The organism is Iamia sp., assembly GCF_035575815.1.
Classification (GTDB): domain Bacteria; phylum Actinomycetota; class Acidimicrobiia; order Acidimicrobiales; family Iamiaceae; genus Iamia.
In genome coordinates this window covers 1-4,126 of record NZ_DATLXO010000037.1, presented here as the reverse complement: position 1 = coordinate 4,126, position 4,126 = coordinate 1, and the positions used below count along the sequence as shown (strand labels likewise).

General features: G+C 71.9%; 6 protein-coding genes and 1 pseudogene. 4 read left to right on the top strand and 3 right to left on the bottom strand.

Annotated elements, in window-relative coordinates; all coding sequences use genetic code 11:
• Nucleotides 1-345 (top strand): glycerophosphodiester phosphodiesterase (locus tag VNL12_RS03335; RefSeq protein ID WP_325591478.1); only part of this gene is annotated, 345 nt, incomplete at its 5' end.
• Between the two features lie 91 nt (nt 346-436).
• Here VNL12_RS03335 and VNL12_RS03330 read toward each other — a convergent pair.
• Together VNL12_RS03330 and VNL12_RS03325 are read right to left on the bottom strand one after the other, a co-directional pair.
• Nucleotides 437-1,321 carry a metal-dependent hydrolase gene (locus VNL12_RS03330; RefSeq protein WP_325591477.1) on the bottom strand — a complete coding sequence of 295 codons (885 nt, stop codon included), beginning with the start codon at nt 1,319-1,321 and terminating at the stop codon, nt 437-439.
• A complete protein-coding gene (locus VNL12_RS03325; RefSeq protein WP_325591476.1) occupies nt 1,318-1,584 on the bottom strand; it encodes a hypothetical protein in 267 nt (88 codons plus the stop codon). Before VNL12_RS03325 ends, VNL12_RS03330 begins: the two co-directional genes overlap by 4 nt.
• 106 nt (nt 1,585-1,690) lie before the next feature.
• On the opposite strand from VNL12_RS03325, the gene VNL12_RS03320 reads away from it, so the two are divergent.
• Together VNL12_RS03320 and VNL12_RS03315 are read left to right on the top strand one after the other, a co-directional pair.
• Nucleotides 1,691-2,653, top strand: a complete 963-nt coding sequence (locus VNL12_RS03320; protein WP_325591475.1) for a diacylglycerol/lipid kinase family protein — start codon at nt 1,691-1,693, stop codon at nt 2,651-2,653.
• Between the two features lie 62 nt (nt 2,654-2,715).
• The gene (locus VNL12_RS03315) at nt 2,716-3,048 is read left to right on the top strand and encodes an AIM24 family protein (protein WP_325591474.1); all 333 of its coding nucleotides are present in this window, start codon (nt 2,716-2,718) and stop codon (nt 3,046-3,048) included.
• Between the two features lie 42 nt (nt 3,049-3,090).
• On the opposite strand, the gene VNL12_RS03310 is transcribed toward VNL12_RS03315, so the two are convergent.
• Nucleotides 3,091-3,786, bottom strand: coding sequence for a glycerophosphodiester phosphodiesterase (locus VNL12_RS03310; protein WP_325591473.1), 696 nt, complete (start codon nt 3,784-3,786; stop codon nt 3,091-3,093).
• 236 nt (nt 3,787-4,022) lie between these two features.
• On the opposite strand from VNL12_RS03310, the pseudogene VNL12_RS20790 reads away from it, so the two are divergent.
• Nucleotides 4,023-4,126, top strand: a pseudogene (locus VNL12_RS20790) (WhiB family transcriptional regulator); the annotation flags it as partial.

Here is a 4,126-nt window from a genome sequence, read left to right as displayed (position 1 = left end):
GCCGGGATGCTCGACCGGGCCCGCCTGTGGAGCACCAGGGTCGAGGCCGTTGCGGTGGCGCGCCGCCGGGCCCCCGCCAACGAGCGGGCCTGGCTGCACAACACCCTGCGCGAGGGCGCGGCGCTGGCCTACCTGCGCCGGGCGACGGAGGTCGGGGCCACTGCGGTGAGCGTGATGGACGTCTCGCTCACCCCGAAGGTGGTCGAGGCCGGCCACGACCTGGGCCTCACCGTCCACGCCTGGGTGCGCACCCGGGCGGTGCAGGACCGGGTGCTCGACTGCGGGCCCGACGGCGTGGTCACCGACTGGCCCGCCGAGGCCCGTCGCCGCCTCGCCGCCGGCTGACCCGGGCGGCCGACGCGAGAGGCCTGACCGGACGGCCCGCACCCGGTCACGGTGGGGGCGGGCCGCACCCGTCGGGTCACGTCCGGTCCGCTCAGGTCGGGGTGGGCGCGGGGATTGGGTCCTCGGGGGCGCGCTCCCAGAGACGGCGACCGACGAACCACCAGATCGCGTAGGCGGCGAGGGCGAACAGAGCGGCGCCGCGGACCGTGTTGAGCAGGAAGTCACCCCACCCGGGCCAGCTCGACGGGGCCTTCTCCACGAAGCTGGGTCCGCCCCAGCTCCAGTCGATCGGGGGTCGGGGGTCGGACTTGATGCGGGCGATGCCGGTCCAGGCCACCACCCGGGTGACGCCGTAGCAGAAGTAGGCCCGGTACATCGCCAGCATGGCCCGGTTGGAGAGCCGCAGTCGCCGTCGCAGCCAGCCCCACACGGGGTCGTCGGGCACGATCCGCGAGAAGAAGAACTCCCGCGACAGCGCCCTCCACCCGAAGAGGACGATGACGATCCAGATCGCGTCCCACACCCCGCCGAGACTGGAGTAGTAGGCATCCGCGTCGCCGAACTTGCCGGCCTGGGCGGCATAGGCCCACGCCCCCACCGTGTAGTGCTGGGTCGTGAACGGGAAGAACAGCATCGTTCCCACGCTGTCGCCGGTGTCAGTGAGAACGTGGGCCCACTGCCCGATCATGAGCCCGAGCGCCCAGCCCCGGTTCCGGGTGGTCCACAGGACCAAGATGCCGACCAGGACCCCGAAGAGCAGGCTGTGCGTGGGGCCCACGCCGGGCCAGCCCCGGTGGTAGGCCCAAGGCTCGGTGGCGGCGTCGAGGTCGATGGGCCCGAGATGGATCCCGTAGACGGGCAGCTTGGTCAACATGTCGGGCGCCAGGCACCCGATCAGCACCGCCAGGTAGGAGATCTTCGCCTTGACGTGCTCACCGATGACGTAGCTCTCGAGCTCGTGGGCCGCCCAGCTCACGTCGGGTCCTCGGGCTTCATGCCGTGGCCCGGCGTGGGCGCAGGGAGGCCGACGCCGGGACCGTCGGGGTCCACCACCCCGGCGAGGCGCAGGACGAGGGGCGTCACCAGCGTGACCCAGGCGATGAACCAGGCGGGCCCAACGATCCAGTTGAGCACCGCGCTGCGCGCGAAGAAGCCAGTGACGATGTAGCTGACGGCGGCTGCGCCGTACACCGCCAGCTCGATGCGTCGTGCCCGCGCGTCGTCCCGAGTCCTCGCCACGGCCGGGCAACCTACCCTGCCCGTCAGGACATCGTTCCGCCGGCGAGCCGGGACCGGCGATCACCTCGCCGGGCTCCGGGCGTGTGCCGTACCGTCTCGGCTCACCGTGCGCCTCGTCCTCATCGTCAACCCGTTCTCCTCGTCGGTCACGGCCCGGGCGCGCGTGGTCATCCGCAAGGGGCTCTCGGCCGACCACGACGTGGAGGTGGTCGAGACCCAGCGCCGCGACCACGCGGCCCGCCTGGCCAAAGGTGCGGCCGCCGACGGCGCCGAGGTCGTCGTCGTCCTCGGCGGCGACGGCACCCTGAACGAGGCGGCCAACGGCCTGGTCGGCACGTCGACCGCGCTGGCCACCCTTCCGGGCGGGTCCACCAACGTCTTCGCCCGCACCATCGGGTTGACCAACGACCCGATCGAGGCGACCGGCGAGCTGCTCGAGGCCCTCGCTGCCCGGTCGATCCGCCGGGTCGGCCTCGGATCGGTCAACGGCCGCTACTTCTTGTTCCACCTCGGGCTCGGCTTCGACGCCGCGGTGATCGAGCAGGTCGAGCGACGGCCGCAGCTAAAGCGCTACGCCGGCCACCCGCTCTACGTGTACTCGACGTTCAGCACCTGGTTCCGCCACTACGACACGACAAGGCCCCGCTTCCGTGTGGCCTTCCCCGACGGTCCCGAGGCCGAGCGGACGATCGACGACGGCTACTTCACCGTCATCTTGAACACCAACCCCTACACCTACCTGGGCAACCGACCCCTCGACATCGCCCCGGCGGCGACGCTCGACAGCCCGCTCGTCGCCATCACCGTCCGCACCATGCGGATCGACTCGATCCTCCGCGTGGTCGGGGCCGCGGTGCGCGGCGGTGGACGGGTGGGACGCATCGGGGCGGTCGACGAGCGCCACGGCGTGACGGCCATCGACGTCACCGGCCACGGTCCGTTTCCCTACCAGCTCGACGGCGACCACCTGGGCGACGCCGAGCGGTTGACCATCCACCACGAGCCCGACGTGCTCGCCATGGTGCTCCCGGTGCGCCCCAGCGACGAGGCCCGGTCCGACAACCCCTGACCTCCTCGCCGCGGGACGCGATCCGGCCGCATCGGCGGTCGACGACGGGTACCCGGCCCCTGTTGAAGGTCAGGGTCGGTCTCGACGGCAACCCGGACACGATCCTGGCCCGGCAGGGCGCGATGGTCGCCTACCAGGGCCAGGCCAGCTTCGACTACCAGGGGGCGGGCGGCATCGGGAAGATGCTCAAGCAGAAGCTCTCGGGTGAGAGCGTGGCCACCATGCGGGTGAGCGGGGAGGCCGTGCAGATCGGGTTCGGTGGCCAGGGCTGGGTCATCGTCCAGCCCTCCGAGCTCGACCTGGCCGCCATGAACCAGAGCGGCCAGAACACCGGCCCCGCCTCGGGAGCCGGCGGCGGGGTGGGCGGCGCCCTCGGCGGGCTGCTCGGCCGCTGACCCGCCACTTCGCCGGCCCGGATCGGCGGCCGCGGTCCACCGCTACCGCGGCCCGAGCACCTGCAGCGCAACGTCGGGGACGTTGGTCACGATGCCGTCGACCCCGATCGACGCCAGGCGCACCATGAGCTCGGGGTCATCGACGGTCCAGGTGTTGACGCCCACGCCCGCGACGTGGGCGGCGACCACCAGCTCCTCGGTGACCCAGCCGTACCACGGGTGCAGGAGGCGGTGACCGTGGGCGACGGCCTCGGCCAGTGCGGTGGCCCCGTCGAGGTGGAGGTGGAGGTACGCGGTGACCAGGTCGGGGGCCAGGGCCCGCACCCGGTCGATGGTGGGACGGTGGAAGCACGACACGACGGTGCGCGCACCGGTGGCCCGGGCCGCCACCTCGGCCACGACCGCTTCGGCCACGCTCTCGGAGGGGTCGAAGTCGGCGTCGTCGGGCCCGTTCTTGATCTCGATGTTGACGATCAGGCCACCGCAGGCGTCGAGGGCATCGGCCAGGGTGGGCACCGAGTCGGGCAGCTCGGCGCGGGCCAGCCCGACGATTACCCGCCCGTCGGGAAGGGTGTCGTCATGGTGGACGACGACGGCGCCATCCGCGGTGCGCCGGGCGTCGAGCTCGACGGCATCTGCTCCCATGGCCCCGGCCGCCGCGAAGGCGACCACGGTGTTCTCCGGGTGCGCGACCGAGGCGCCACGGTGAGCGATGATGAGAGGACGATTGGTGGTCACGAGTGCTCTCCGGCAATGATAAGGGTGGATCTCCGCTCGACGGCGGAGGTGACCTCGGTTGCACGAGCAGAAAGTGCTTGCCGCAGCTAGCACACCGGGGTAGCCTCACCGTCATCCGCCGCCGCGCACACCGTTCTTCTTACGCGGGTGCGACGGCATGTGAAGGGAGTCACGAACTCTCCCTCGCCGACCGATGGAGGTCCCCCGTGGCCCTGAGCCCCAGTCACCTGCTGTCCCTGACCGTTGCCTCCGCCGAGTGGCGTCGCGACGCCGCCTGCCGGGACACCGATCCGGACCTCTTCTTCCCGGTGGGCACCACCGGTCCGGCCATCGAGCAGAT